Source organism: Photobacterium ganghwense (assembly GCF_017329545.1).
GTDB classification, from domain to species: Bacteria; Pseudomonadota; Gammaproteobacteria; order Enterobacterales; family Vibrionaceae; genus Photobacterium; species Photobacterium ganghwense.
The window spans coordinates 1,452,084-1,476,829 of the sequence record NZ_CP071325.1; the positions used below are offsets into that span (position 1 = coordinate 1,452,084).

Annotated in this window: 22 protein-coding genes; 15 read left to right on the top strand and 7 right to left on the bottom strand. The window is 51.9% G+C overall.

What is annotated here, in order from left to right; genetic code table 11:
* Positions 1-32 precede the first annotated feature (32 nt).
* The 3 genes from FH974_RS06825 (at position 33) to map (ending at position 2,739) form a co-directional block, all read left to right on the top strand.
* A complete protein-coding gene (locus tag FH974_RS06825) occupies positions 33-1,580 on the top strand; it encodes an alanine/glycine:cation symporter family protein (RefSeq protein ID WP_047883565.1) in 1,548 nt (515 codons plus the stop codon).
* 183 nt (positions 1,581-1,763) lie between these two features.
* A complete protein-coding gene (locus tag FH974_RS06830) occupies positions 1,764-1,970 on the top strand; it encodes a ParD-like family protein (RefSeq protein ID WP_047883566.1) in 207 nt (68 codons plus the stop codon).
* Entirely contained in the window at positions 1,963-2,739 is a 777-nt protein-coding gene (map, locus tag FH974_RS06835) for a type I methionyl aminopeptidase (RefSeq protein ID WP_047883567.1), read from the top strand. Before FH974_RS06830 ends, map begins: the two co-directional genes overlap by 8 nt.
* 91 nt (positions 2,740-2,830) lie before the next feature.
* On the opposite strand, the gene FH974_RS06840 is transcribed toward map, so the two are convergent.
* Positions 2,831-4,699 (bottom strand): methyl-accepting chemotaxis protein, encoded by a 1,869-nt coding sequence (locus FH974_RS06840; RefSeq protein WP_047883568.1) that lies wholly within the window; start codon positions 4,697-4,699, stop codon positions 2,831-2,833.
* Positions 4,700-5,284: 585 nt separating this feature from the next.
* Between FH974_RS06840 and FH974_RS06845 the strand changes: the two genes are divergently transcribed.
* Positions 5,285-5,899, top strand: a complete 615-nt coding sequence (locus FH974_RS06845) for a DJ-1/PfpI family protein (protein ID WP_207103606.1) — start codon at positions 5,285-5,287, stop codon at positions 5,897-5,899.
* A 188-nt stretch (positions 5,900-6,087) separates the two neighbouring features.
* On the opposite strand, the gene FH974_RS06850 is transcribed toward FH974_RS06845, so the two are convergent.
* The gene (locus tag FH974_RS06850) at positions 6,088-6,915 is read right to left on the bottom strand and encodes an IclR family transcriptional regulator (RefSeq protein WP_047883570.1); all 828 of its coding nucleotides are present in this window, start codon (positions 6,913-6,915) and stop codon (positions 6,088-6,090) included.
* A 174-nt stretch (positions 6,916-7,089) separates the two neighbouring features.
* Between FH974_RS06850 and pta the strand changes: the two genes are divergently transcribed.
* The gene (gene pta, locus FH974_RS06855; RefSeq protein ID WP_047883571.1) at positions 7,090-8,130 is read left to right on the top strand and encodes a phosphate acetyltransferase; all 1,041 of its coding nucleotides are present in this window, start codon (positions 7,090-7,092) and stop codon (positions 8,128-8,130) included.
* A gap of 252 nt (positions 8,131-8,382) precedes the next feature.
* On the top strand, positions 8,383-9,141 hold the full coding sequence (locus tag FH974_RS06860) for a sulfite exporter TauE/SafE family protein (protein WP_207103607.1): 759 nt from the start codon (positions 8,383-8,385) through the stop codon (positions 9,139-9,141).
* 147 nt (positions 9,142-9,288) lie between these two features.
* Here FH974_RS06860 and FH974_RS06865 read toward each other — a convergent pair whose 3' ends face one another.
* From FH974_RS06865 to FH974_RS06875, 3 genes are read right to left on the bottom strand one after another with little or no spacing between them, the layout of a single operon-like run.
* On the bottom strand, positions 9,289-11,028 hold the full coding sequence (locus FH974_RS06865; protein ID WP_207103608.1) for a cobaltochelatase CobT-related protein: 1,740 nt from the start codon (positions 11,026-11,028) through the stop codon (positions 9,289-9,291).
* Positions 11,025-12,005, bottom strand: coding sequence for an AAA family ATPase (locus tag FH974_RS06870; RefSeq protein ID WP_207103609.1), 981 nt, complete (start codon positions 12,003-12,005; stop codon positions 11,025-11,027). Before FH974_RS06870 ends, FH974_RS06865 begins: the two co-directional genes overlap by 4 nt.
* Entirely contained in the window at positions 11,989-12,252 is a 264-nt protein-coding gene (locus FH974_RS06875; RefSeq protein ID WP_047883575.1) for a hypothetical protein, read from the bottom strand. The genes FH974_RS06870 and FH974_RS06875 overlap by 17 nt, the downstream gene beginning before the upstream one ends.
* Before the next feature lie 230 nt (positions 12,253-12,482).
* Between FH974_RS06875 and xsc the strand changes: the two genes are divergently transcribed.
* The 9 genes from xsc (at position 12,483) to FH974_RS06920 (ending at position 23,255) form a co-directional block, all read left to right on the top strand.
* A complete protein-coding gene (xsc, locus tag FH974_RS06880) occupies positions 12,483-14,294 on the top strand; it encodes a sulfoacetaldehyde acetyltransferase (protein WP_047883576.1) in 1,812 nt (603 codons plus the stop codon).
* A gap of 84 nt (positions 14,295-14,378) precedes the next feature.
* Positions 14,379-15,419, top strand: coding sequence for a YeiH family protein (locus FH974_RS06885; protein WP_047883577.1), 1,041 nt, complete (start codon positions 14,379-14,381; stop codon positions 15,417-15,419).
* Positions 15,420-15,440: 21 nt separating this feature from the next.
* Entirely contained in the window at positions 15,441-16,418 is a 978-nt protein-coding gene (locus tag FH974_RS06890) for an FRG domain-containing protein (protein WP_047883578.1), read from the top strand.
* Positions 16,419-17,054: 636 nt separating this feature from the next.
* Positions 17,055-17,468, top strand: coding sequence for a nuclear transport factor 2 family protein (locus FH974_RS06895; protein ID WP_047883579.1), 414 nt, complete (start codon positions 17,055-17,057; stop codon positions 17,466-17,468).
* A 61-nt stretch (positions 17,469-17,529) separates the two neighbouring features.
* Positions 17,530-19,029: an NAD(P)/FAD-dependent oxidoreductase gene (locus FH974_RS06900; RefSeq protein WP_047883580.1), complete on the top strand. Its 1,500-nt coding sequence runs from the start codon at positions 17,530-17,532 to the stop codon at positions 19,027-19,029.
* Between the two features lie 350 nt (positions 19,030-19,379).
* Positions 19,380-20,288 carry a TRAP transporter substrate-binding protein gene (locus FH974_RS06905; protein ID WP_373689495.1) on the top strand — a complete coding sequence of 303 codons (909 nt, stop codon included), beginning with the start codon at positions 19,380-19,382 and terminating at the stop codon, positions 20,286-20,288.
* 119 nt (positions 20,289-20,407) lie between these two features.
* Positions 20,408-20,965, top strand: coding sequence for a TRAP transporter small permease (locus tag FH974_RS06910; RefSeq protein WP_047883582.1), 558 nt, complete (start codon positions 20,408-20,410; stop codon positions 20,963-20,965).
* A gap of 21 nt (positions 20,966-20,986) precedes the next feature.
* Positions 20,987-22,327, top strand: a complete 1,341-nt coding sequence (locus FH974_RS06915) for a TRAP transporter large permease (RefSeq protein ID WP_207103610.1) — start codon at positions 20,987-20,989, stop codon at positions 22,325-22,327.
* A gap of 82 nt (positions 22,328-22,409) precedes the next feature.
* Entirely contained in the window at positions 22,410-23,255 is an 846-nt protein-coding gene (locus FH974_RS06920; protein WP_242551878.1) for a cache domain-containing protein, read from the top strand.
* An 87-nt stretch (positions 23,256-23,342) separates the two neighbouring features.
* On the opposite strand, the gene FH974_RS06925 is transcribed toward FH974_RS06920, so the two are convergent.
* Both FH974_RS06925 and FH974_RS06930 read right to left on the bottom strand, forming a co-directional pair.
* On the bottom strand, positions 23,343-24,449 hold the full coding sequence (locus tag FH974_RS06925; RefSeq protein ID WP_047883584.1) for a phosphoribosylaminoimidazolesuccinocarboxamide synthase: 1,107 nt from the start codon (positions 24,447-24,449) through the stop codon (positions 23,343-23,345).
* Positions 24,450-24,540: 91 nt separating this feature from the next.
* Positions 24,541-24,738, bottom strand: a complete 198-nt coding sequence (locus tag FH974_RS06930; RefSeq protein ID WP_207103612.1) for a hypothetical protein — start codon at positions 24,736-24,738, stop codon at positions 24,541-24,543.
* Between the last annotated feature and the right edge of the window lie 8 nt (positions 24,739-24,746).

Here is a 24,746-nt window from a genome sequence, read left to right on the forward strand (position 1 = left end):
AAGCATTAACCAAACATACAGGGAGTTTTTTAATGCAGTCGTTAGTAGATTTTCTCAATGGAATAATTTGGAGCCCGGTGCTGATTTATCTATGCTTGGGTGCCGGTTTGTTTTACTCCATCATGACCCGCTTTGTGCAGATCCGTCATTTTCGCGAGATGTGGCGCCTGCTGTTATCAGGAAAAAGTTCAGACGAGGGTATTTCCTCTTTTCAAGCACTAGCCGTTTCTCTTTCTGGACGTGTAGGTACTGGTAACATTGCCGGTGTTGCTGCGGCAATCGGCTTCGGTGGTCCAGGTGCTGTATTCTGGATGTGGGTGGTTGCCTTCCTTGGCGCTGCGACTGCATATACTGAATCTGCTTTGGCTCAGATCTACAAAGAAAAAGATGAAGAAGGCCAGTTCCGTGGTGGTCCGGCTTACTACATCGAAAAAGCCATGGGGCAGAAATGGTATGCATGGGTGTTTGCTCTGGCAACGATCCTGGCTTGTGGTGTGCTGCTGCCGGGTGTTCAGTCAAACAGTATCGGTAATGCGATTGAAACTGCCTTTGGCAGCGGCCCGATGATTGATACCACGATTGGTACTATCAGCTTGGCGAAAATCATGACGGGTACGTTTGTGTCTGTGATTCTGGCTTTCATCATCTTCGGTGGTGTGAAGCGTATCGCGCACTTTACCCAGATTGTGGTTCCGTTCATGGCGCTGACTTACATCATCGTTGCGTTCGTTATCATCCTGCTGAACATTGACATGGTTCCAACGGTTATCAGCATGATCGTCGGTGACGCATTCACACCAATGGCCGGCTTCGGTGCGGCAATCGGGTGGGGTGTTAAACGTGGTGTTTACTCGAACGAAGCCGGTCAGGGAACAGGTCCACATGCCGCTGCGGCTGCGGATGTTCAGCACCCTGCACAACAAGGTCTGGTTCAGTCGTTCTCTATCTACATCGATACACTGCTGGTTTGTTCTGCAACGGCGTTCATGATCATCATCACTGGTGCTTACAACGTACACGGCAGTGAAGAAGGCATGTTCCTGATTCAGAACCTGGCGGCAGATATCGGCGCGAACGGTCCAATGTTTACTCAGCTGGCAATTGAAAACTCAATGCCTGGTTTCGGTAAACCATTCATCGCCTTTGCACTGTTCTTCTTCTCATTCACCACGATCCTGGCTTACTACTACATTGCGGAAACCAACATTGCTTACATCCGCCGTACAGTGAAAGTTCCGGGTATGATGTTTGCTCTTAAAATCGTACTGACCGTTGCGGTGTTCTACGGTACGGTGAAAACAGCAAACCTTGCGTGGGCAATGGGTGATGTGGGTGTAGGCCTGATGGCATGGCTGAACATTGTCGGTATCCTGATTATCTTCTTCATGGCTAAACCAGCGCTGATTGCTCTGAAAGACTATGAAGTACAGCAGAAAGCCGGTGTGAAAGATTTCACTTTCAACCCTGTTCAGCTGGGCATCAAGAATGCGGATTACTGGGAAGAGCGTTGTAAAGAGCAGAACACTGCCACTGAAGCAGCCACAGAGCTGGATGGTGAGCAGGTTAAGCCAACGGCGTAACCCACTGAAAATTTGACAGACAACGTCACTAAAAGGCCAGCGAAAGCTGGCCTTTTTCTTTGGTTCACTGACAGAAGAGCTAGTCGGTCAGGCTGCGTTGCTCGTGACTGAAGAGACACGACCAGTTGCACATCTTATATGATTAATATACATTCCATTTATAAAACGTATTCAAGGTGTATCATGGGAATTGTGAAAATTTCAGATGAGCTGCATGAAGAGATCCGTAAAGCCAGTACGGTGATGGCGCGCTCTATCAATGCCCAGGCTGAGTTCTGGATCAAAATGGGTATGCTGGCTGAGATGAATCCGGGCCTGACTTATAATGAGTTGGTTCGTCAGCTACTGGCCAGCCAAGACGTGAATCTGGCAGGTGTCGTTAATGAATAATGTCACGATCAAAACAGCGCAAGAAGCGGAGCTGATGCGTGAGTCCGGCCGTTTGCTGGCGCAAGTGTTTGCGATGCTGGATGACTATATCCAGCCGGGCATTACGACCATGGACATTAATAATGTTGTCGAGCGCTTCATTACCGATGAACTGAAAGCCCGGCCTGCCAGCAAAGGGCAGTACGGTTATGAGTATTCGCTGAATACTTCGATCAACGAAGTTGTGTGCCATGGTGTTCCCAGTGAGCGGAAAAAGCTGGCCAGTAAAGACATCATTAACGTCGACATAACACTGGAAAAGAATGGCTTTATTGCAGATTCCAGCACCACCTATGTCATGCCTGATGCGACGCCGATAGCAAAAGCGCTGGTGAAAACCACGTATGAAGCGATGTGGGAAGGGATCAAAGTCGTGAAACCGGGTGCCCGACTGGGAGATGTCGGCCACGCTATCCAGCAACATGCTGAAAAACAGGGTTACAGCGTGGTACGCGAATATTGCGGTCATGGCATTGGCCGTGAAATGCATGAAGACCCGCAAGTTCTGCACTACGGGCTGCCAAATACCGGGCTGGTCTTGCAGGAAGGGATGACCTTTACGATTGAACCGATGATCAATGCCGGGACAGAAAAAACCAAAACGAAAAAAGACGGCTGGACGGTGATTACACGCGATAAGAAGCTGTCGGCGCAGTTTGAACACACGGTGCTGGTAACGGCTGACGGGTATGAAGTGCTAACCTTGCGTGCACACGAACAGCAGGGCTGACGTCTGCTTCAAGATGAGTTGAGAGCACGCCCGATAAAAAAGCCACGGCAGATGCCGTGGCTTTTTGTTACGTGAAAAACAATACGGGTACTCAGACGATAAATTTGTTCATGACATCGTCCTGTTCACGAACCCTGCTTATTTGCTCGCCCATGGCTTTGTTGGTGTCTTCCGCCGCGTTGGCCACCTGCACCGACAGCTCTTTGATATTTAAAGTGTTGGTGTTGATTTCTTCTGCGACCAGGCTCTGCTCTTCGGCAGCAGAAGCGATTTGCAGGTTCATATCATTGATCTGTTGAATCGCCGTACTGATACGAATAAGTGCCTCGTCGGCCTCGTTAGATTTCACGACCGTTTCGGCTGCTGTCTCTTTACTCAGTCCCATGACTTCAGCCGCTGAACTGGCACCGCTTTGCAGCTGTTCAATCATCTGGCGGATTTCAGTGGTCGATTCCTGCGTACGCTTGGCTAGGGTGCGAACTTCATCTGCCACGACGGCGAAACCACGACCGGATTCACCAGCGCGGGCGGCTTCAATGGCGGCATTCAGCGCTAGCAGGTTGGTTTGATCCGCAATCTCATTAATGACTTTCAGGATTTTCTCGATATTGCCGGTCGATACTTCAAGCTGACGGACCACTTCAACGGCCTGATCGATCTGGCTGGACAGCGCCGAAATGGCTTCTGCCGTGTGGGATACGACCTGGCTGCCGTCTTTCACTGCTTCATCGGCTTGCTGTGCGGCAGTCGCTGCGTTCTGAGCATTGCTGGCGACTTCAACCGACGAGGTTGCCATTTCGTGCATTGCGGTGGCCAGTTGATCCAGCTCTCTGAGCTGAATGGACATCGCTTCTGCGGATTCCTGTGCACCGCTTGCTGACTGCTCGGTCCCGGTCAGAATCTCACGGCTGAGCGATTTAGACTGGAGGATCAGTGTCTGCAATTTCTCGGTGAACGCATTGAAGCCGGTTGCCAGCTCAGCAAATTCGGCGTCAGTGTTCGTATCCAGACGGCGGGTCAGATCACCGTGACCGGAGGCGACATCCTGGATCGCAGCGTTAAGTTCACGCAACGGTTTCATCAGGATCTTGATCAACAGCAACAGGGCAATGATCCCGGCGATCAACGACACAACGGAATAAATCATAGCTTCATTTTTAAGGGCATTGACTGCCGCGAATGCCTGGTCTTCATCCAGCAGGGCACCGATGTACCAGTCCTGACCATTAATCTGGGTAAAGGACAGCACCATTGATTGCCCGTTCATGTCGAAGCGTTGTGCATCACCGGAAATCTGGTGAGTACCCAGAAAATCGCCCATTGGTTTGCCGTTCAGTTTGGCATCCGGGTGCGCAATCACTGTGCCGGCTTTATCGACAATGAACAGGTAACCGGCATCAAACAATGATACCTGATTAACCAGACTGGCCAGATCGCTCAGGCTCATGTCAAAGAAAATCGAACCTTCGAACTGTCCCTGATGAATCATCGGGCTGGCAATCGAGACCAGAATCTCATTGGAAACTGCATCGGAATACGGTGCGGTCACGATCAGTTTTCTGGCCTGCTTACTTTCGATATACCAGGGGCGGGCACGTGGCTCCCAACCTGCGCCGGGATCCCAGCTTGGATCGTTACTGGTGAAACTTCCGTCTTGCTCGAAACCGAGGCCGGTCAGAAGAAAAGCGTCTCTGACAACAGGCTGGTCAATCACAGTGTGAATGTTTTCACTGGTGAGATCCTGACTGACCAGACTGGTCACATAGCTTGCCAGTGAAAGACTGCTGGTGAGTTTGGCATCCACTGTGTTGCTCATCCCAGTGATGATTTCATCCATGCTGCGCATGACCAGTGTCTGAATATGGTTTTTGGTAGTGAAATATTGATTCGTGGACAGCAGCGACAATGCAGCCAGCATAATTGCTGAGGCTGTCGCGACCACTTTATGACTGAACTTCATTAGATCCCTCAAAAGCGCAGATAAATGCATGTGCTAAGCATTGTGTCGGCCTGGTAATAAAATTGTTAATATCGCTTTTCGGAATATGTGATCTAGATCTTGATTTTAACGGCGTATTTTCACCTCAGTCTCGATACGCACAGCATTTGTGTTTGGTGCTGATATGTAACAAAGTGATTCGTGGTTGTTTTTTGACCTGTTATGGGATTTTGTCAGGCGTGGCTATTTGACCATAACATGGGCAACTTTTGGCACTGTCATGGTTGATGAATGCCCAGGATTGTTATGTGTATTGTTTTATATCTCATATTTTGCAATCCACTGTATTCCGTGCTTGGTGAATGGTGAGCTGTCGCTCATAGTGTGGTTCGTGAAGCAACTCGCGGGCTGATGCTGAACGTGGACAATAAAAGTGCTGGACAACGAACGTGTGGCAATCAAACTTGCTGACGCCTTTTTCCCATATGTCCAGAGACAAGAAATCAACCGAAATCCAAGCGGCTAAATCCGGTTAAGGACAGTTAAGTCAGCCCCAAGCAGAGTTAAAGCCAGTAAAACCAATTAAAGTCAGTAAAAGGAAGGGACATGTACCAGATTGCCATCGTCATTTTTGATGATTTTACGGATGTTGATTTTTTTCTGATGCGAGATGTTCTCGGCCGTTCACAGAAAGACTGGACGGTGAGCGTGCTTGGCACAAAACCTCAGCATCATTCTGCGTTGGGTATGGCGGTCAAAACAGACGGGCCACTTGATGACGCTAACAAGGCTGACGTGGTGCTGTTTACCAGTGGTTACAAAGGTGTCCCTGCCGCTTTGGCGGATGAGGCATTTCTGTCTGCCTTCCGTCTGGATCCGAAACGTCAGTTGATCGGCTCAATTTGCGCGGGAGCCTATATTTTGCAGGCTTTAGGATTACTGGACGGGATACAGGCCACCACACATCCGGATGCCAAGGCGGGCCTTGTGAAATTGGGCGTGGATGTGCTGGATAAACCGCTGGTGGTGGAGGGCAATATTGCAACAGCTGGTGGCTGTTTGTCTTCAATGTACCTGACCGGCTGGATAGCAGAACGCTTGTATGATGCAGATAAACGCCGTGAAGTGCAGCGTCAGCTGATCCCGGCTGGCCAACAAGCGCAGTTTGAGGCACTGATAGCCGGGACGATTGCTGAGGCGATACCAGCTGTTATTGACTAGTTGCCTGAGCAGGTGCTGACTCCAAAGCCAAAGCCAAAGCCAAAGCCAAAGCCAAAGCCAAAGCCAAAGCCAAAGCCGAGGATTGACCTGGCGGCTGAATATGCGTAATCCAAGCCCGAACTGACTATTCCTTCGGGGCTGGATATGATTGGGGCTGGATCATACGTGCTTGGCAGCACGACGCATATTCAATCGCTATCTAAAATGGAATCCGGCCAGCTTTCAGCTTCGATTTTTGCCAGCGCATCCGCCGCACGTTGCAACGCGGGCAAGAAATTCAGGGCTTGATCCGGCTTTAAGCGCATAATGGGGGCTTGTATCGCAATCCCTAGATTTGAGCGCCCGGATGTTGCTGGCACTAGTACCGCCACACAGAATAAGCCCGGTAAAAACTCTTCATTATCGGTAGCAAAACCGTTCCGTTTTATGTGTTCAAGTTCGGTTTCCAGCGCATCAAAATCCGAGATGGTTTTCTCCGTGTATTGGGTCAGCTCAACATTTTTGAGCAGACGTCGTCGCTGTGACGGGGTCATGTTGGCCAGAAATAATTTGCCCGTGGCCGAACAATGAACCGGCACGCGAGAGCCCGGGTGCAGGTAAAACCGCAGCGGAGCTTCTGTTTCAACCCGATCGACATAAATGACCTCACCACCTGACAGGGCGGTAAGGTTACAGCTTTCACCCACTTCTTCTTTCAGCTTACGCAGCACAGCATGGCGTGCGCTGTGAGTGGTGCTGTTCAGCAGTAACCGCTCAGCAAGGCGACGCAGTCTTACACCTGAACTGTAGTGTCGCTCATCACCATCACGCTGAATAATGCCGGCATTTTCCAGTTGCTGAAGCATCCGGTGCAGGGTCGGCTTGGGCAGCCCTGTTTCCTCGACCAGTTTCTGCAGAGAGAAAAATTCATCCTTCTCAGCAATGACTTCCAGTAGAGAAAACAGGCGCAGCGTCGGGGTGTCTCCCTCCACACGCGCTGGTGTCAGGGTCGGTTTATCTTTCACTGTACTCGTCATATTGCTTTGATTTCCTTATGTATCCTAAATACATAATAGCAATTATACCGTTTTTTTGAATATTCGTTGACGATAAACAGGTGAACAATTAATATTCAAATTAAATATCGTTAATCGGAATATATCGTCTCATTATTTGTTGTTTTTGTGGTGAGACCCATAAGGCAGGCACATATGAAGGCAATGAATCGCATCATCGAAAAAGCCAGACAGGACAAGGTTCGCATTGTGCTCAGTGAAGCGGATGATCCGAGAGTGCTTAAAGCGGCAGCGATGGCTGTTGAGCAAGGGATTGCGACAATCAGTCTGGTCGGTGACGTAAGGAGCATGAAGGCGCTGGCTGCACAGGAACACATTGATATTAGCCATTGTGAACTGATTGAGCCCGCCAGTTCGCCATGGCGGGCTGAACTCACCGACGCGTTGTTCCAGTTGCGTGCAGCCAAAGGGATGACCCGCGAGCAGGCAGAAAACGCGGTGATGAATCCGCTCTGTTTTGCCAACCTGATGGTACGACAGGGGATGGCAGATGGGTCGGTGGCCGGAGCTGTGCTGACCACGGCCGAGGTGGTGCGTAGTGCAATTCAGATTATCGGTGTAGCGCCGGGGTGTAAGCTGGTGTCGAGCTTTTTTCTGATGATGCTGTGCGAGCCCTTTCATGACCTGAAAGGCGGTGTCATCTTTTCCGATTGCGGTCTGGTGGTTGATCCCGATGCCGAGCAGCTGGCAGATATAGCCTTGTCTGCCGCTGACAGTGCGCGAGGCTTGCTGATGGAAGAGCCCAAAGTAGCCATGTTGTCGTTTTCTACCAGTGGCAGTGCCAGTCATGCGGCTGTCGATAAGGTGGTACAGGCCGCAGCACGGGTGAAACAGCGTCGACCGGAGCTGGCGATTGATGGTGATGTGCAGCTCGATGCAGCTATTGTGCAAGAAATTGCGGCGCGAAAACTGCCGGAATCGCAAGTGAAAGGGCGATCAAATGTGCTGATTTTCCCCAATCTTGAAGCGGGCAATATTGGCTACAAACTGGCTGAGCGGGTTGGCCGGGCGGTGGCAGTGGGACCGCTGCTGCAAGGGTTGGCCAAACCGGCCAATGATCTGTCTCGCGGATGCAGTATTTCCGACATTTTCAACGTGATTGCCGTTACGGCGGTACAGGCGCAGGCAAATCAGCAGGCGGTGCCGGAGCGAGCATTAACAGAATCTCATGGCTAATTTCTAAGGGGATTCATTACTAGATTCTTTGTGTTAGCCCTTAAAAAGGCATCACATGAAATAATCCTCTGAGTCACGGGCTCGGAGGATGAACAACTGGGTCTGATGTCATGGCGCCGGGCACTGGGGCGTCAGTACAAGTGTGTCATTGTAATTAGCATCATTAGCATCAAGGCAATCTGCCGTACCATTTCGGTGAAAATCCAAGTCAATCGGTCTCTGGTTGCAGTATCTGAGTGAGAGTCAGGCATCATGTCCATCGAAACCTTGTTTACCTTGCTCGCCATAATCATGGTGGGAACGTATTTTCAGACCGTCACCGGATTTGGGATGGGAATAATTGTTGTTGGCGCATCCAGCGCGTTGGGACTGACCACCGTGGCTGTGATTGCTGCGGTGGTCAGCCTGATCACACTGGTCAACTGTGCTGTTGCTCTGCTGGGGGTAGCCCGCCAGACAGACTGGCGGGTGGTTTTTTCTGTGGTATTGGGCGTGCTACCCGGAATTGCAGCTGGGGTTTGGCTGCTGGATATGTTGAGTGACTCGGCGACCAATCTGCTGCAAGGGCTATTAGGCTCAATGATTGTTTACAGTGCGGTGAATTTTTTTATGCGCCCTGAACCCGGACAACGGCAGTCGGGCCGTTCCAGCTTTGTGGTCAGCGGCTTTGGTTCCGGACTGGCTGGTGGCCTGTTTGGTATGGCGGGCCCACCGCTGATCTATCAGTTTTATCGCCAGCCATTTGATATTAAAACTATCCGGAATTTGCTGCTGATCAGCTTTGCGTTTACGTCTTCGATTCGCAGCGTCTTTATCGCGGTTCAGGGCAAGCTGGACACAGAAATTTTGATCTTGGCGGGTATCGCTATTCCGGTCGTAACCCTTAGTACGTACCTGGCCCGGCAATTTCCGCCGCCGCTCAGTGCAGAGGCCATGCGGCGGATGGTGTTTGGTATTTTGATGCTGATTGGCCTCTATTTGCTGGTTATTGCTTTCTCTTCATGGGCTTAATCGGATGATTAGCTCCACTGCAAGCGCCCCGGTAGCTCATATCCACTATCCACTATCCACTATCCACTATCCAGTAGCCAGTAGCCAGTAGCCAGTAGCCAGTAGCCAGTAGCCAGTAGCCAGTAGCCAGTAGCCAGTAGCCATTGGCTACCGGCGTGCCCCTGCAAGCAGTGTCACGATATCTGCCAACAAGCGGTTGTTGACCTCAAGACTGTCACCGATAGCGAGATTCTGTCGGTAGTAGGGACTGAGGTCTAACCCGAGCCCAATTCCCAGCACGGCCACATCTCCCTGGCGCTGTTGCTGTTCCACTACCGCTTTCAAGTGATTATCAAGATAGAACTTATCATTAGTCAGGTTGGTTGCTGTATCCATTGGGCAACCATCCGAAAGTACCAAAAGAAATCGCCGTGCCTCAGGGCGGGCTCGTAACCGCTGGCAGGCCCATTCCACCGCCTCGCCGTCGATGCCTTCTTTGAATAAATCGGCTTTGAGCAAAGCTGCCATTTCTTTGCGGGCATGCCGCCAGTGGCGTTCTGCGGGTTTGAAAATAAGGTGCCGGATCTCACTCAGTCTGCCTGGATAAGCAGGACGCCCCTGACGTAACCAGTCGCTGTAAGCCCGGCCACCATTCCATGCCTGAGTGGTAAATCCCAGCACCTCACTGGAAATACCCGCCATACCCAGTGCCCTGACCATCACATCAATCATCAAAGCCACTTTTTCACTGTGGTCGCGCATCGAGCCGGAACAGTCGATAAGGAAACTGACGATAGCGTTCGCGGTAGGGGGATAACGCTCCTGGCAGAACAGCCTACGTTCCGATGGCGAGCTGATAAGCTGGCTGAGTCGGCGGCCATCAATCCGGCCTTCTTCCTCCCCAAACGTCCAGCCATTGCGCTGTGGCGGATTAAGAGCGGCTGCTAACTGACGTGAAAGATGGCGCAAATTAATACCCTGATTGCGTATTTTCTCGTCGAGTTTATCCCGAAATTCAACCAGCAGGGCATCGCGCACCAGCGAGGATGCCTGAACTTCTTCATCATACTGTCGGGTGTATACCTGATAACGCTGATGATGCTGCGTAAAGGCTTTGCTCTCACCGCTGGCGGCAAGGCTGAGGGTTTCATCGGCAAGGGCTTCGTCACTAAGAAGCAGTGGAAAGGCGGCTAACACCTTGTCCAGCAGATTGTCCGGTTGGGAAGCGTCACTGTTCTCGGCCTGCTGCGCCAACTCGGCATCGATCATCGCGTGGATAGTGTCGGCAATAGCACAGGCATGGATGGCAAACTTTTCCTGGTTATGTATCTGGCGTTTTAATCCGGCCAGATCGGTGCCGATAACCGGCACAATGGCCGCGCGTGTTGCCTCGATGGCGAATTCGGCATACTCAGGCACTGGAATCGTGTGTAACCGCGAACGGGTGATCAGAACCAGGGTATACAGCAAGTTTCCAATCTGGGTTTCCGTCAGACCTGACTGGAAAGTCAGTTGCGCCCAGTGGCTGAAATGTCGGGCCAGATTGGTGCGTACACCCGGCAGGTGGTCCGGCACAATGGCCTCAATACGAAATTGTTCCAGCAGATCAAAAATCAGTCGGGCAACGGGAGGCTGTGGGGCTAACTGCCTATGAAGAGGGCGATTGGAATAGCGCAAATGCAGCGCGATAGCATCCATTTGACCACGTTTGATCATGAAGGGCGTGGCTTCATCGCTAGATTGGACAGGGGGAGCGGGATGCAAATGAACGGCAGGAATGGGCAAGGGGGTATGTTGCCGATACAGCCGGTTGCCGCGAACATGTAGGCCTGGTTCGCCACTCAGAGCACGGGCGCCAGCACTGCAAAGTTCCGTGGCTTTTTGTTGCGCTCGGGAATATGGCTTCATGCAGTTCGCTCCTCACTGAGCGCCCAGGAGGCGTCCAGTTCCTGATCAAAACAGCGCTGGAAGTATTCCGCAATGACCGGGCGCTCTAACTCATCGCATTTATTCAGAAAAGAGAGCTTAAAAGACAGTGCAGGATTGCCGAAAATTTTGCAGTTTTCTGCCCAGGTAATGACGGTTCGCGGTGACATCAGGGTCGAAATGTCGCCAGCGGCAAATCCGTTGCGGGTCAGTTCAGCCACGGCAATCATCTGACGCAGTAAGCGGTGACCCGATTCGGTGTTTTTCTCGGGCACACGAGCCAGTACGATGGCCAGTTCTTCCTCGGCAGGCAGATAATTCAGGGTTGCTACAATGTTCCAGCGATCAATCTGAGCGTGGTTTAGTACCTGAGTGCCGTGATAGAGCCCGGACAGATTGCCAAGGCCAACGGTGTTGGCAGTGGCGAACAGGCGAAAGGCCGGATGTGGCTGAATGACCCGGTTTTGATCCAGTAAAGTGAATTTACCGTCACGTTCAAGGATCCGCTGGATCACAAACATGACGTCTGGTCGGCCAGCGTCATATTCATCGAAAATCAGCGCGACAGGGCGCTGTAACGACCACGGAATGATCCCTTCCTGAAATTCTGTGACTTGTTGACCGTTACGCAGCGTGATCGTGTCTTTCCCGACCAGATCCAGCCGGCTGAGGTGGCCATCCAGGTTCACTCTTACACAAGGCCAGTTTAATCGTGCCGCGACCTGTTCGATATGCGTGGATTTCCCTGTACCGTGCATGCCTTGCACCATGGTTCGGCGATCCTGAGCAAACCCGGCCAGAATCGCTAAGGTGACCTCCGGGTTGAATCGGTAGGCCGGATCGATATCAGGTACATGATCATCACGCACCGAAAAGGCTGGCACCCGAAGATCGGTATCAATTCCGAACACGTCCCTGACTGACACTTCAATATCCGGCTGACTAACTGCTATTTCCATCTCTATTTTCTCCTTGAATTTTACCGATCTGTTTGTATTGGCTTGCTGATCCCGCACGGCGTGATCGGCCTTGGCTTGTGGCTGTCTCGCTGATTTTTGTAAACGCCTCTGCAACGGTTTCTGCATGTGCTTCTGCGTCTATTTCTGCTTTTGCTTTTTTCTGGCTTGCGCGGTGGTCTGTTGTTTTTGCGTATCCCCCGAAAGCTGTTCTTGTACAGGCCTGGAGTGAGCAAACATCAGGCGTCACGCGGGTTTCATTGTTAACGCGAAAGCGGCGATCCCGAAATAATCATAGTGCAACCTTGCTATCAAAATATCACTTTTCGGAATTTTTTTAATCAAAAAGTGAAATTTGTTTGACGGCTTGAAAATGTATGTCTAGGTTTAGATGGAGTTGTTAATAACGAGACAAATGGTTCCGATATTTAATATTTAGTGTTGCTTAACATTTAAAGTTCCATCATCAAGGAGATAGCTATGAGTGAACTCGATACACGCAAGGCCGTTGAAGGACCAACAAAAATGACCCCGTCAGAAGCATTTGTTGAAACCATGGTGGCAAATGGGGTGACCGACATGTTCGGCATCATGGGTTCAGCATTTATGGATGCGATGGACATTTTTGCGCCGGCCGGCATTCGCTTGATTCCGGTTGTCCACGAGCAGGGCGCCGCTCACATGGCTGATGGGTATTCGCGGGTATCCGGCAATCACGGTGTCGTGATTGGGCAAAACGGGCCGGGTATCAGTAACTGTGTGACCGCCATTGCCGCGGCATACTGGGCGCACAGCCCGGTGGTGATTGTGACCCCGGAAACCGGAACCAATACCATGGGGCTGGGTGGCTTCCAGGAATGTAATCAGCTGCCGATGTTCCAGGAATTTACCAAGTACCAGGGGCATGTGACGCACCCGTCGCGTATGGCTGAGTACACCGGGCGTTGTTTTGACCGTGCCATGAGTGAAATGGGGCCGACGCAGCTGAATATCCCGCGTGACTACTTCTATGGCGAAATCACCTGTGAAATTCCAAAACCTGCCCGTCTGGAGCGTGGTGCCGGTGGTGAACAAAGCCTGAACGATGCGGCTGACCTGCTGGCCGAAGCGCGCTTCCCGGTCATCATTTCCGGTGGTGGCGTGGTGATGGGCGATGCAATTGAAGAGTGTAAAGCACTGGCTGAGCGTCTGGGTGCGCCGGTCGTGAACAGCTACCTGCACAACGACTCATTCCCGGCCAGCCACCCGCTGTGGTGTGGTCCTCTGGGGTATCAGGGCTCGAAAGCCGCGATGAAACTGATTTCTCAGGCTGATGTGGTGATTGCACTGGGCTCGCGTCTGGGGCCATTCGGTACACTGCCTCAGCATGGGATGGATTACTGGCCGAAAGACGCCAAGATCATCCAGATTGATGCTGACCATAAGATGCTGGGTCTGGTGAAGAAAATTTCCGTCGGTATTTGCGGTGATGCCAAGGCAGCGGCAGTGGCACTGGCCGATCGTCTGGAAGGGCGCGCTCTGGCTTGTGATGCCACCAAAGACGAACGTTTCAGCAAAGTACAGGCTGAAAAAGAAATCTGGGAAAAAGAACTGGACGATTGGACCCATGAACGTGATCAGTTCAGCCTGGATATGATCGAGAAAAATGCCGGTGAAAAACCATTCTCCGGGGGCGAGTACCTGCATCCGCGTCAAGTGTTGCGCGAACTGGAAAAAGCGATGCCGGACGATGTCATGGTGTCTACCGATATCGGCAACATTAACTCCATTGCTAACAGCTACTTGCGTTTTGAAAAGCCACGCAGCTTCTTCGCCGCCATGAGCTTTGGTAACTGTGGTTACGCGTTCCCGACCATTATCGGGGCCAAAGTGGCCGCTCCGCACCGACCAGCCATTTCCTATGCCGGTGACGGTGCCTGGGGGATGAGTCTGATGGAGACCATGACCTGTGTTCGCCACAACATTCCGGTTACTGCCGTCGTGTTCCATAACCGCCAGTGGGGCGCAGAGAAGAAAAATCAGGTTGATTTCTACAACCGTCGATTTGTGGCCGGTGAACTGGACAACCAGAGCTTTGCTGAGATTGCCCGTGCGATGGGCGCAGAAGGTATCACGGTTGACCGCCTGGAAGATGTCGGCCCAACCCTGCAAAAGGCCATCGACATGCAAATGAACGAAGGGAAAACCACGGTCATTGAGATTATGTGTACACAGGAGCTGGGCGACCCGTTCCGCCGTGATGCACTGTCTAAGCCGGTACGTTTCCTGGATAAATACAAAGATTACGTTTAATCCTTGGTGACACTTCGCCTGGCTCACAGTTGCCCTGATTCAATTGGGGCCAGGCATTTTTCTTCCTTTGTTGAGGACTTCCAGATGACCACAAACACCCTCAGCCATCCCCGTTCCCGCTTCGATGCTTTCACCCGTCTCGTTCCCGGACTGATGTTTTGCACAGTGATTGCTGCCGCAGCGTCTTTTGTGTCAGCGCAATATGGCGGCCCCAAGTTTCTGTACGCGCTGTTAATCGGGATGGCATTTCATTTTCTGGCTGACAACGGCAAGTGCCTGCCCGGCATTGAAGTCGCAGCCAAGAAGCTGGTGCGGATTGGTGTGGCGTTGTTGGGGGTGCGCATTGCTATCAGTGATGTTCACGCGATTGGTACTGTGGGAGTGGTGGCGCTGGCTGGGGCTGTCGCGCTGACCATTCTGTTCAGCCTGTTGCTGGCCCGGTTACTAAAGCTGCCGCCAATGCTGGGATTATTGTCAGGTGGCGCAACCGGTATCTGTGGGATCTCTGCCGCAATGGCAATTTCATCGACGCTGCCGCAGGGCAAGGAAAATGAGCATTTTACGTTGCTTACCGCGATTGGAGTGGCCGCATTTTCCACCGCTGCCATGGTGCTGTATCCGCTGATAGTAACTGCGATGGGGTTGACCACGTCTGAAGCCGGTCTGTTTTTAGGCGGCGCGATCCATGATGTGGCACAGGTCGTCGGGGCCGGATTCATGATCTCGACCGATGTGGGCGACGCCGCCACGCTGGCCAAAATGTTCCGGGTCGCGATGCTAATGCCGGTGGTGGTGATTCTGATGCTGGTGTTTCACAACGCCCGTACGGCTGCTGGTGGCAGCGAAGCAGGCAAGCAGCCTTTGGTCCCTGGATTTCTGCTGGTGTTCATAGCTCTGGTGGCGTTCAACAGCCTGGGCATGTTACCCGCATCGGTAGTGGCGGTCAGCTCCGATCTCTCTAAGTGGTGTCTGGTGATCTCCATTGCAGCGCTGGGGGTGAAAACATCCTTTGAAAAGCTGGCAGAATTGGGTTGGCAACCCGTCGCGTTATTGCTTGGGAACGCGGTATTTATTGCGGCATATATGCTGTCGGTGGTCTTCATGACCCGGCTATGGACAGCGTGATTGATTGACAGGAGTACTGATATGCAGACATCAACCTATATCCGTTCTGTTGCCGGCTTTTTGGCTGCAATACGGGAACACAGCAGCGAGCACGAGCTAACGCTGTTTCGCGGCCAGCCGAACCGCCGCCGCTCGCTGTTACCGGCCATTGCCCGGCAGGCTCACGCCGCAACTCTCGATACCGAACGTCAGGTACTGGACATGTTTCGCCACTACGGTGGGGAAGATGTCGAGGTGGCGGGGCGTTATCACGAGGCTGCTGGCACCCATTCCATGACATCGACCCCTTCACCTTACTGGCACCTGTTGGCGCAGGCTCAGCAGTTCGGGCTGAAAACCCGGTTGCTGGAGTGGAGCAGTAATCCGCTCATTGCGCTCTGGTTTGCGTGCCAGAAAGCCGGGGCAGAACCCTATGTTTACTTGCTGAATGCCAGCAAGCTAAACGACGTTGATTACGATAGTGACCCGTTTGAATTGACCGAAACCCGGGTGTTTCCACCAACATTTGACCATGCTACGCATCCCCAACTTGCGGCGCAGAAAAGCTGGTACACCATTCACCCGTCGCTCTCTGCAGGGTCGGCTGAGTCGGCAGATTTGGCAGAAACACAAACGGGATTTGTGCCGTTGGAAAAAGAAGCGATCTCGCAGGGGCGGTTGGTGGAACTGCCAATTCTGCCGTCGATGAAAACCTCTTTGCTGGCAGAGCTGGCAAGCCACGGTATTGATCAGCGCTCAGTGTCACCGGGTCTGGCCGGATTGTGTCAGCACCTGAACAGTTTGCTGGAGCCTGAGAGTCGATCTGGTGGAGGTGCCGCTCAGGGGCTGGAGCTGCCTCTGATGAAGAATGAAATGATGGGACAGGATACCGCAGCCGCCTTTTCCCGCTTGTCATCGGCCAGGCAGACAGCCTCGTCGTCGGCTGCTTATCGGCATGAACCTCAGGGGGGATTGCGTCAATACCGCAAGCGTTACAGCAGCGATTTTGATTTCGACTGAATGTGTTCGGTATCTGAGAGCGTTTAACGCCAAAGATGGGAAAGAGGACGGATCTGAGAAGCGACTGGTCAGCAGCGAATGATATTAATGCATATCTATTGTTGAGGCTATTTGTATAGGTAAGGTCATTCGTATAGGTAAGACCATTTATTTTATATAGGTACGACCCTTCTTGCATTGACCTGAATAACCATTGGCATCGCCACGTACGTAGAAACGGGACGAAACAGCTCAGAAATTCATACCTGAAGTGGCCGTGATTTTGCATTAGTTGCAGTAGCTTGGAATGGTTGCGGCTGAAAAGGATGAATCAAATAGCGAGCTTTGTTATTAAATTTTATTTTGTGGAATTATTTGTCTCAAATTACGAAATTTAATTTGAACAATACCATAGTCGGGGCTAACTTTAAGTTAAATTTATGTTACTAGTTTGGTGGGTTTCAAAAAGCAGAATACTGGCGAGTTATACGAACAATGCTCCCGGTTGGTGCCCCAAAAAGAAACACCGAACGAAGAAGATGCACCGGCTTTGTTCATCAGTTTGGGTTTCAGTCTTCAAACGGCTTGTTACCCACTGAATATCAAACCCATACGAAAAATCTATTATGTTACTTGTTAATTGAGAAGGAAAGCACTATGAGCACACAAACAAAGGAAATGTTGAACGATCAAGTCAGTGTGGAGTTTTTACAAGCCTTCAGTGCTGCCTGGAACAACCATGATATCGATGCACTGATGAGCTTTGTCACCGATGACTGTGTGTTTCATACTGCGGCCGGCCCTGAAGTATTCGGTAGCACGTTCTCAGGCCGTGACGCGGTTCGAGAGAGTTTTCAGCAGGTCTGGAAAAACTTTCCGGATGCCGCCTGGCTGGATGGTGATCACTTCGTCAGCGGAGACCGTGCCATTTCCGAGTCTACGTTTTGCGCCACCAAACCGGATGGCAGCCGTATCGAAGCTCGCATGGTTGACGTGTTCACACTGAAAGACGGCAAAATTCAGGTGAAAAATGCGTTTCGTAAAGACCGCCCATCACAACTTTCCGAATGACAGCCGCTGAGTGATAACAACCGCGAACGGTGAGTCTGTTCCTGAAGAGAAGGAGTGTGAAATGAGTGTACTGGCGGATAAACAAGAACAGGATGTTGACGTCAATGTGTCATCCAGTGCGGCGGCTAACCGGCAAGAAGCCACCCCGGACGGTAATGACAAACAAGCCACCCCGGCACGAGATCAGTATGACCCGGCTTACGATCCGCTAGTGGCCGCCAATCCGGGGCAGGGACGCGATTATGCTCCGACGTACTGGGTCGGCACCGCGGGTGAGCCGCCAGCCGATGACGGCCCGATCACCAGCGATGTCGATGTCGATGTGGTGATCATCGGCTCCGGTTTTACCGGCCTGACCGCGGCCATTTTCCTGGCGGAGCAATACGGTATCAAAGCCACTGTGCTGGAAGCTAACCGCGCCAGCTGGGGATGCAGTACCCGCAATGGCGGCCAGGCGCAATGCGCTTCGGGACGCTTGAAACGCTCACAATGGATTCAGCGCTGGGGGGTAGATACTGCGATAAAGATGCACGAAGAGTGTCTGGACGGGATGGCAACCTTCAAATCCCTTATCCAGGACATCGACTGTGATCCGCAGCCGGGAGGGCACCTGTATGTCGCTCACCGACCTCGCGTCATGCCACAACTGGAAAAAGAAGCTAAGTTACTGCGGGAAACGTTCAACTACGATGCCCAGATCCTGGATGCCGACACGGTGAAAAAACAGTTTGTCGGGGATCAGGAAGCCTGCGGGGCAATGCATGAACCGGAAGGCATCGGGATTCATCCCGGTAAGCTGGCATTTGGTTACCTGAAAAAAGCCCGTGCCCTAGGGGCAACCGTGCATCCGGCCAGTCCGGTCATCGGCTGGGAAACGAAGAATGGTGTTCATCATCTTCGTACGCCGGGAGGTATTGTCCGGGCTCGTGCGGTGGGTGTGGCGACCGGCGGGTACACGTCTCAGGGGCTGCACCGCGAGCTGAAAAACCGGTTGTTACCCATTTTGTCCAACTCGATGGTGACCCGGCCACTGACTGATGCGGAAATTGATGCCTGCCAGTTCCGCACCAACCAAGTGATCACCGATACCCGGGTGTTACGTCACTATTATCGCCTGCTGCCGGATAACCGGGTGCAAATCGGAACCCGTAGCGCCATTACCGGCCGTGCGGCACCGAACCAGAAATATGAGGATATGCTCAAAGCCGATTTGACTCGTAAGTTCCCCGCCTTGGAAGGCATTCAGGTGGACTATTCATGGTGGGGTTGGGTCGATGTCAGTCACGACATGATGCCACGAATTTATCAGCCGAATCCGAAAGAATCCATTTACTACGCGATGGGTTATGGCGGCAACGGGGTGATGTACTCAGCCCAGGCTGGTAAGCGTCTGGCCCAGTGGATCGCCGGAGATGCACAGCAGCTCGACTTACCGATTTTCCAGTCACGCCTGCCGTTCCCGAATGTGCGGGAGATGGTCGAGTCGGAAGCCTTTGCGCCATTCCGCCGGTTTGGTCAGCGTTTTCTTTATCGCTGGTACCACCTGAAAGATGAAATGTGACGTGCAATGAAACCATTGAAGATGCGTATACGGAAACAGAGCACATAACAGAAGAATTAAAGAAAGACAGCACACCTGCCCGACATGCAGCCTAAACCGCTGGGGCGACTGAATGATCGGAAATTAATTTTTCGAACAATGAGTTATCTGTAACTGGTTTATCAAACGTGGACATGTAAATGGCCAGGTGGCTCACTGCCATGCTGTACCTGGGTCATTGATTGCGAAATGAATCTGCGACATGACAGAAGGGATATTTTATGACGTTTAATAAGAAAGCATTACTTCCTCTCGTGGCTGCCGTCAGTCTGGCGGTTGCCTCTCCACTGGCACTGGCGAAAACCTTTAAAATGGCGCTGGGCGATGCGGCCGGTGGGACTCAGTATGAGCTCGGGAGCAAGTTTGCGGATCTGCTGAAAGAAAAAACCGACGGTAAAGCCGCAGTGGACCTGTTTCCGAACAGCCAATTGGGTACTGAGCAGGACACCGTCAATAACGCCGCTATCGGGCTACTCGATTTTTCTGTCGTGGCGATCAATAACGTGACGCCGTTTTCCCCTTCCGTTGGCCTGCTCACCATGCCGTATGTGATTCAGAGTGCCGATGAGGCCAAGTTGCTGACGCAGGGTAAAGTCGGCCAGCAGCTGGTGGAAAACACTATCCGCGATGCCGGGGTGCGAATTATCGGTTGGGCCTATTCCGGCTTCCGGGTGCTGACAAACTCCAAGCGCCCGGTGAAATCGCCAGAAGATCTTAAAGGGCTGGTGATTCGGGTACCGCGTAATGAAATTATGATTTCTTCTTATCAGGCATGGGGGGTTAACCCAACACCAATGGCCTGGTCAGAAACCTTCACCGGTTTGCAGCAGGGCGTGGTCGATGGTCAAGATAACCCTTACATTACCATCCATGCGATGAAGTTCGACGAAGTGCAGAAGTATGTCACTAATATTCGCTACATTTTCTCTCTGGAACCTCTGATTATTAGTGAATCCGTTTTCCAGCAGCAATCTCCGGAAATGCAGCAGGCGATTCTGGCTGCCAGCAAGGAAGCCACTGAGCACAGTTTCAATTACCTGCAGGCAACCGAGCAGAAAATCCGTGATGAGTTAGCCGCGAAAGGCATGGTGTTTACCGACCCAGCCAATGGCGAAAAGGAATGGATGGAAAAGGTCACAACCGCAGTCTGGCCGAAGTACTACGCCAGCATTGGTGGCAAAGAAAAACTGGATGCTGCGCTTGAAGTGCTGGGCCGCTAGTCGCCTTTCTATGTCACGCTGATGATCAGCTCCCGCTGCCTGTCTGATTGCGCCCCGTCACCGAGTGAACGCGGGCGAATCAACTGGCAGGCAGCGGGAGTCCCTTTTCCGGAGGCTATATGTCTGTCATGCACTCTATCCGCAAGCATCTCAACAATGTTGAGGAATACACCTGCTGTCTACTGTTGGCTGCGTTTGTAATCCTGCTGTTCACCCAAATCCTTGTCCGCCAGTTTTTTGAATATTCCATTCCCTGGGGAGACGAAATCGCGACCTACATGTTTGTTTGGTTTGCTTATCTCGGGGCCGTTGTCGCTGCCAAAATGTCAGCTCATAACCGGGTCAGTTTTCACTTCAAGTTCTTTCCGCCCATTGTCAAAACCATCAGTGAAACCATCGCCGATCTGATTTGGGCCGCGTTTAACCTCTACTTTGTTTACCTCAGCTACGATTTTGTCTTCAACAAAATGAACCTGTTCTGGAAATCGCAGACCACAGGGATCCCAATGAAATACTTCTATCTGATCCTGCCTATCGCATTTTCGCTGATGACAGTCCGCATTTTGTGGAACAACTATGAGCGCCTGTTCAAAGGCGTAGAAGCCAGTGATCCGGAAACCAAGGAGTTGCAAAAAATGCAGCAGCAACAATCCATCCGGCAAACGGCTGCGCAGTAACGGCGAGGGAGGAGGAATCTCATGGAAGACTATTTAACCCTTATCCTGTTCGGTGGCTTTCTGGTGCTGCTGATTTTGGGAGCACCGATTACGGTGTCGTTGGCTGGCGCCTCGATGGCGGCCTACCTGATTCTGGATAAAAACCCGATTGCCCTGGTGCAGATTGCGTTCACTTCAGTCGGTAACTTTCCGCTGATGGCGCTGCCAGCATTTGTTCTTGCCGGTGCTTTAATGGAGGCGGCTGGGATTTCTAAACGGCTGGTTGATATTGCCGAAAGTCTGGCCGGCCCTGTGACTGGCGGGCTAGGGGCTGCCACGGTCTGTGCATGTTTGTTCTTCGGGGCCATTTCGGGCTCGGGCCCGGCGACCACGGCAGCGGTCGGGATGCTGATGGTTCCGGCAATGGTGAAGCGTGATTATGAACGCAGCTATGCCTCAGCGGTGACCGCCGCGTCTGGCGGGCTGGGAATCATTATTCCACCGTCGATTCCGATCGTGATCTTCGGGATTTCGGCAATGGGGCTGATGCCGCCACCGGAAGCGATTGCCCAGCACGGCCAGTTTGCGTCGCTGTCGATTCCCAAACTGTTTGTCGCCGGGGTGATTCCGGGGCTGATTATGGCGTCCACGCTGATTTTCACGAACTACCTGATTGCGAAAAAGCGCGGGTACAAAGGCCTGACGGAAACCTGGTCAGTCACCGATATCAAAGTGACGTTGCAGCGTGGCATATGGTCGATTCTGGCACCTTTCCTGATTCTGGGAGGGATTTACAGCGGTCTGTTTACCCCTACTGAATCGGCGATTGTGGCGATTTTTTACTCCCTGTTTGTCGGGTTCTTCCTGCATCGCGAACTGGCAGTGAAAAGTATCTTTAAGTCGCTGACCACGACGACCTGGATTACCGGACGCGTACTGTTGATCCTGTTTGCAGCGACGGTATTCGGTCGTCTGCTGATTGAACAGAAAATACCGGTTGTGGTGGCAGAATCGCTGCTCAGTCTGACCGACAACATGTACATGGTCTGGGCGCTGGCCATCCTGATGCTGCTGTTTGTCGGGATGTTTATGGAAACGCTGGCCGCCATCATGATTATTGTGCCGGTACTGCTGCCCATCATGTATATGTTGGGTGCAGACCCTACACACGTCGGTATCGTGGTGGTGTGTGCACTGTCTATCGGCTTTGCGACACCACCACTGGGGGAAAACATCTTCGTGGCATCGGGGATCGGCGGGTCAACGGTGGAGCAGATTACCGCAAGAATACATCCGTTTGTTATGGCGTCGGTGGTTGGGGTCTTTCTGATCGCGTTTTTCCCGCAGCTGACACTCTGGTTGCCTTCTGTCGTCGGCTACTGACCGGCAACCAACAGGTACAAATACATATTTAATTGGGAGCGAAACAATGATTAAAACAATGTCGCTTGCGTGGAAAGGGAGTATGGCTCTGCTGATACTGGCCGTGGCGGCGATTGCGTGGGCCAACACTGCCGAAGTGGAGCATGTCCTGAGTAAAGATGAACGACGTGCCATGGTACTGCTCAACAAAGCGGTACGGCATATCGAACAACAGGGAGTGGATGCCGTTACAGATTTTAATGCCAACCCCAACTTTATTGATAAGGAGCTGTATGTATACGCCTTGCGTGTTGACGGGCGGTTTCTTGCCAGCGGCGGGTCGTCGACCGTGCTGGCCGGCGACACGGTGCTGGACACAGTCGATGTGTTTGGTAAGCCGTTTTTCCGGGAAATGATTCAAACGGCGGTCGAGGCTGGGAAAGGGGTCATTGAATACCACTGGACCAACCCGACAGACAGCCGCGGCGAGGCGAAACGCACCTTTTTCATCAGGGAGGGAGATATCATTGTAGCCGTTGGTTATTATCCTTCCCGCTCGACGGATTATGAGGCTCGTCACTTTCTGGATGAAGCCGTGAAAGCGATGGTGAACAATGAGCCGGAGGCCATTGAGCAGTTTAATCAGTCGCAAGGCCCGTTTGTGAAAGACGATTTGTATGTCTTTGTTCTGGATATGCAGCAAGGGCAGTTTATTGCTCATGGCGCAACTCCGTCACTCGTCGGGCAATCGCATGTTGACGTGTTGAGTCCGGATGGCAAACCGGTGATTACGGAAATGCTGGATCAAGCGAGGAAGAACGGAAAAGGCGAGCTGGTGTATCAATGGCAAAACCCGACGACGGGCAAAGTTGAAACCAAGCATACCTATTATCGCGTTCTGGATAACAAGCTGGTAGGGGTGGGGTTTTACAACAAGGGTAACGAGTAACAACACCCGCTTGAGCGGATTGTCGTCACCATTCGGGTTCATATGGTTCTTGCGCTGAAGAGCGCAAGAACCATGGCTGATCCGAAATTAATCGTTGATCAGGTCATACTCGCGACGCAGAATGTCCACGATCTCAGCTTTCGGGTTTTCACTCAGTACGATTTTTTCGCCGGTGATCTTCTCAGCAATGCCGGTGTACACTCGTGACAGTTCCATCATGGCATCAACCGGCAGGTCGTTGTCACGTGCCAGAGCAAAACGTTCTTCCATGCGGTCTTTGTTCAACAGGATGTCCGGATCAGGGAAGTGGTTCAGCAGCATCTGGCGGAAACCTTCTTTCGAGTTTTCCACGATTTCACCATTGCGGTACGCCGCGCCATCCCAGATACGGGATGAATCAGGTGTGCCCACTTCATCCATATAGATCAGTTTTTCTGCGCCATTGGCATCTGTGACGTAACCAAATTCAAATTTGGTATCGACAAAGATCTGATCCAGTTCAGCCAGATCCTTGCTGATCACATTGAAACCATCTCGCAGCAGTTTTTCGTAGTGGCTGATGTCGTCTGGTGAACGGAAGTTGAACGCCGCATAGTTGTTTTCCAGATCGGCGCGGGTCACGTTTACATCATCGACTTCCGGTACTCCCGGAATACCGGTAAGGATCCCTTTGGTTGATGGTGTCATCAGTAGCTCAGGCAGCTTCTGGTCTTTTTCCAGTCCTTCCGGCAGTTCAATACCACAGAAGTTACGCTCGCCATTGGCATAGGCACGCCACATAGAACCGGTAATGTACTGACGGCAAATCGCCTCGACTTTTACCGGTTTGGCTTTTTGTACGATCCAGATGAATGGGTGCGGAATATCCAGAATGTGGCTGTCTGCCAGTCCATTGTCACGGAAACGCTGGAACCAGTGGTTGGAGATGGCATTCAGGGCTGCACCTTTTCCTGGTACGCCTTTCAGGCCACCTTCACCGTGCCAGATGCAGTCAAAGGCAGAAATACGATCACTGATCACCATGATGGCCAGCGGCGCATCCGGCTGAACATTGTAGCCTTTTTCTTTGATCAGACGACGACTATCCGCTTCTGTTAACCAGTAAACAGAACGGACTTTACCGCTGTGCACAGGTTTATCTGTACGGATTGGCAGGTCATCATTAACAGCGAGAACTTGATCAGCAAGGCTCATGGCGAATTCCTATTTCGAAAGTTAAATGAAGGGCACGGACCGTGTCACCGGGCCGCTATCAGGGCCACACCCTAAGATGCTGGCGATAATATCAGAACTTTGTGTGGCTTTCAGCAAGAAAAGCAAACGTTTGCGCAAATTTATTTTTCAGCGGGATGCCAGCGGGTTGGTCATTAAAAAATACACCAGTAACACGGGCAACCTCAGCACGAACTTGAGCTGAAAGGCTCTGGTATTTTTCCGGTTTATTGTTTGAACTGCTTTCAACGTGCTGAAATTTATTCGTCATCCCTGCGT

What these genes read in the sequence shown, in the direction of transcription:
- FH974_RS06825 (WP_047883565.1), top strand. Translation starts at nt 33, where the DNA reads ATGCAGTCGTTAGTAGATTTTCTCAATGGAATAATTTGGAGCCCGGTG.
- FH974_RS06830 (WP_047883566.1), top strand. Translation starts at nt 1,764, where the DNA reads ATGGGAATTGTGAAAATTTCAGATGAGCTGCATGAAGAGATCCGTAAA.
- map (WP_047883567.1), top strand. Translation starts at nt 1,963, where the DNA reads ATGAATAATGTCACGATCAAAACAGCGCAAGAAGCGGAGCTGATGCGT.
- FH974_RS06840 (WP_047883568.1), bottom strand. Translation starts at nt 4,699, where the DNA reads ATGAAGTTCAGTCATAAAGTGGTCGCGACAGCCTCAGCAATTATGCTG.
- FH974_RS06845 (WP_207103606.1), top strand. Translation starts at nt 5,285, where the DNA reads ATGTACCAGATTGCCATCGTCATTTTTGATGATTTTACGGATGTTGAT.
- FH974_RS06850 (WP_047883570.1), bottom strand. Translation starts at nt 6,915, where the DNA reads ATGACGAGTACAGTGAAAGATAAACCGACCCTGACACCAGCGCGTGTG.
- pta (WP_047883571.1), top strand. Translation starts at nt 7,090, where the DNA reads ATGAAGGCAATGAATCGCATCATCGAAAAAGCCAGACAGGACAAGGTT.
- FH974_RS06860 (WP_207103607.1), top strand. Translation starts at nt 8,383, where the DNA reads ATGTCCATCGAAACCTTGTTTACCTTGCTCGCCATAATCATGGTGGGA.
- FH974_RS06865 (WP_207103608.1), bottom strand. Translation starts at nt 11,028, where the DNA reads ATGAAGCCATATTCCCGAGCGCAACAAAAAGCCACGGAACTTTGCAGT.
- FH974_RS06870 (WP_207103609.1), bottom strand. Translation starts at nt 12,005, where the DNA reads ATGGAAATAGCAGTTAGTCAGCCGGATATTGAAGTGTCAGTCAGGGAC.
- xsc (WP_047883576.1), top strand. Translation starts at nt 12,483, where the DNA reads ATGAGTGAACTCGATACACGCAAGGCCGTTGAAGGACCAACAAAAATG.
- FH974_RS06885 (WP_047883577.1), top strand. Translation starts at nt 14,379, where the DNA reads ATGACCACAAACACCCTCAGCCATCCCCGTTCCCGCTTCGATGCTTTC.
- FH974_RS06890 (WP_047883578.1), top strand. Translation starts at nt 15,441, where the DNA reads ATGCAGACATCAACCTATATCCGTTCTGTTGCCGGCTTTTTGGCTGCA.
- FH974_RS06895 (WP_047883579.1), top strand. Translation starts at nt 17,055, where the DNA reads ATGAGCACACAAACAAAGGAAATGTTGAACGATCAAGTCAGTGTGGAG.
- FH974_RS06900 (WP_047883580.1), top strand. Translation starts at nt 17,530, where the DNA reads ATGAGTGTACTGGCGGATAAACAAGAACAGGATGTTGACGTCAATGTG.
- FH974_RS06905 (WP_373689495.1), top strand. Translation starts at nt 19,380, where the DNA reads ATGGCGCTGGGCGATGCGGCCGGTGGGACTCAGTATGAGCTCGGGAGC.
- FH974_RS06910 (WP_047883582.1), top strand. Translation starts at nt 20,408, where the DNA reads ATGTCTGTCATGCACTCTATCCGCAAGCATCTCAACAATGTTGAGGAA.
- FH974_RS06915 (WP_207103610.1), top strand. Translation starts at nt 20,987, where the DNA reads ATGGAAGACTATTTAACCCTTATCCTGTTCGGTGGCTTTCTGGTGCTG.
- FH974_RS06920 (WP_242551878.1), top strand. Translation starts at nt 22,410, where the DNA reads ATGGCTCTGCTGATACTGGCCGTGGCGGCGATTGCGTGGGCCAACACT.
- FH974_RS06925 (WP_047883584.1), bottom strand. Translation starts at nt 24,449, where the DNA reads ATGAGCCTTGCTGATCAAGTTCTCGCTGTTAATGATGACCTGCCAATC.
- FH974_RS06930 (WP_207103612.1), bottom strand. Translation starts at nt 24,738, where the DNA reads ATGACGAATAAATTTCAGCACGTTGAAAGCAGTTCAAACAATAAACCG.